The sequence below is a fragment of the Acinetobacter sp. CFCC 10889 genome (genome assembly GCF_003268395.1).
Classification (GTDB): domain Bacteria; phylum Pseudomonadota; class Gammaproteobacteria; order Pseudomonadales; family Moraxellaceae; genus Acinetobacter.
Genome location: NZ_LQXQ01000146.1, coordinates 1 through 1702, shown reverse-complemented (window position 1 = coordinate 1702; position 1702 = coordinate 1). Strand labels below are relative to the sequence as shown.

The window sequence follows — 1702 nt, the reverse complement described above, 5'->3', positions numbered from 1 at the left end:
CGGTTTTCGTGTCCAAGACGATGCTTGGTTGAAGAATAAAATCACGGTAGAACCAGGCGAGTCTTTATATGATGCGATTGCGAAAGCGGCTCAAGTGACGGGTCAATTTGTATGGATGGATGAACAAGGTGTCATGAATATTGGCAACCCATTTAACCAATCCCAACAACCTTCACAAACATTAAATCTAATGTTTGGTGGTCAAAATAATAATGTCCTTTCAGCAAGTTATGACGAAGATGTGTCTAACGTTTTTAGTGATCTTAAAATTTTAAGTCAGGATGAAAAAGGTCAGCATATTTTAGCTGAAACTAAACGCACGACACCCTACGCTTATTCAAGATTGAAAATTATCACATTAGGGGATGTTGAAACCCAAGCGGAAGCACAAGCTGCAATTGATAAAGTTCAACATGACAATGACTTAGAAGCCTATACATTGACAGCCACCGTACCCGACTGGGTCATCAATGGGTCAGTTTGGAAAACCACTGGGCAAATTAATTTTAATAGTGATGTGTTTACCCGATCTAATGCTAAGTGGGTGGTGATGGGGCGTACTTTTCAGCTGTCTCGTAATGAAGGTAAAACCACTGAATTAAAGCTCAAACGTGAGGGCGATTGGGCACAACCATTGCTTTATAAAGAAAAAGAAGAGAAGAAAGCCAAAGAAAAACAGGAACGTAAAAAGAAAAAAACTTCAAGAGCCAAAAAAACCAATGCCGATCTCGGACTAGATGAAGATGGTTATGGTGTTTATCACGGAGCGAGCCAATGAGTATGATTTCTAAGAGTTTAGGTCAAATTAGACAAGCATTTTTAGGCATTGTTGCACGTGCTGGAGCGAGGGCGCAAATCCAAGGTTTAGCAGATGAAGTGATGGACGAAATGGAAGTCTACCAACAGGTGGGTTTTTCATCTTGGATACCTGAAAAAAGCCGTGTCGTAATTTTGCCACTCATGGGGAAATCATCACGATCTATCATTATTGCAAGTACTGAAGCACCGATCATGATTACTGTCAATGAAGGTGAAACGTGTATTTACGATCAATTTGGGCATCAAGTTTTACTAAAACAGGATGGTATGCATTTGAAAGGTGGTGATGTTTTTATTGATGACGGTAATTTGCACGTTTTGAATGGTGATGTCATTGATAAAAAAGGCTCTATGCAAGCAATGCGAGATGCTTATAACCCACATACACACGGCAACTCCCCTACACCTTCAACTCCAATGGAATAAACAGTTATGGCAGAGCTTGATTTAAAAACCCGTGACTATGTCATTGAAAGTTTGAATAAAAAATTTGATGTCAGCCTTGTCCAAGCCGTGATCATGCGACTCCTTGTACATCGTGGTAAATATTGGGCAAATCCTAATCTTGGTAGCCGTTTTTATTTACTCAGACGTTCCAAGGACGTGCCACGTAATTTATTACTTGCGGAACAATATGCTTTTGAAGCCTTAGAAGACCTGTTGGATAGTCGAGTGCAGGACATTGATATTACGGCAACACAAAGTGAAAAAAGCCGTATTGATTTACTGATCGAAATCACTCAATTAACGGGTGAAAAGCAAACCATTCTTTATTTTGTGCCCGTTGGAGGATAACAAATCATGGCATTTAAGATTCCTACTTTTGCACAAGTTAAAAAAACCATTGTGCAAGAAATCCAAAGTCTAACGGGTCTAACGATTT

At 39.6% G+C, this 1702-nt stretch carries 2 protein-coding genes and 1 pseudogene; all 3 read left to right on the top strand.

The window, feature by feature from the left end; all coding sequences use genetic code 11:
* Positions 1 to 778: pseudogene (locus AVJ19_RS21060) on the top strand (hypothetical protein); the annotation flags it as partial.
* On the top strand, positions 775 to 1245 hold the full coding sequence (locus AVJ19_RS21055) for a phage baseplate assembly protein domain-containing protein (RefSeq protein WP_111861422.1): 471 nt from the start codon (positions 775 to 777) through the stop codon (positions 1243 to 1245). The pseudogene AVJ19_RS21060 and the gene AVJ19_RS21055, both read left to right, overlap by 4 nt.
* A gap of 6 nt (positions 1246 to 1251) precedes the next feature.
* Positions 1252 to 1614 (top strand): phage GP46 family protein, encoded by a 363-nt coding sequence (locus tag AVJ19_RS21050; protein WP_111861421.1) that lies wholly within the window; start codon positions 1252 to 1254, stop codon positions 1612 to 1614.
* The last annotated feature ends 88 nt before the right edge of the window (positions 1615 to 1702 follow it).

Excerpts from the sequence above, each read along its gene's own strand:
- AVJ19_RS21055 (WP_111861422.1), top strand. The coding sequence starts at position 775 with ATGAGTATGATTTCTAAGAGTTTAGGTCAAATTAGACAAGCATTTTTA.
- AVJ19_RS21050 (WP_111861421.1), top strand. The coding sequence starts at position 1,252 with ATGGCAGAGCTTGATTTAAAAACCCGTGACTATGTCATTGAAAGTTTG.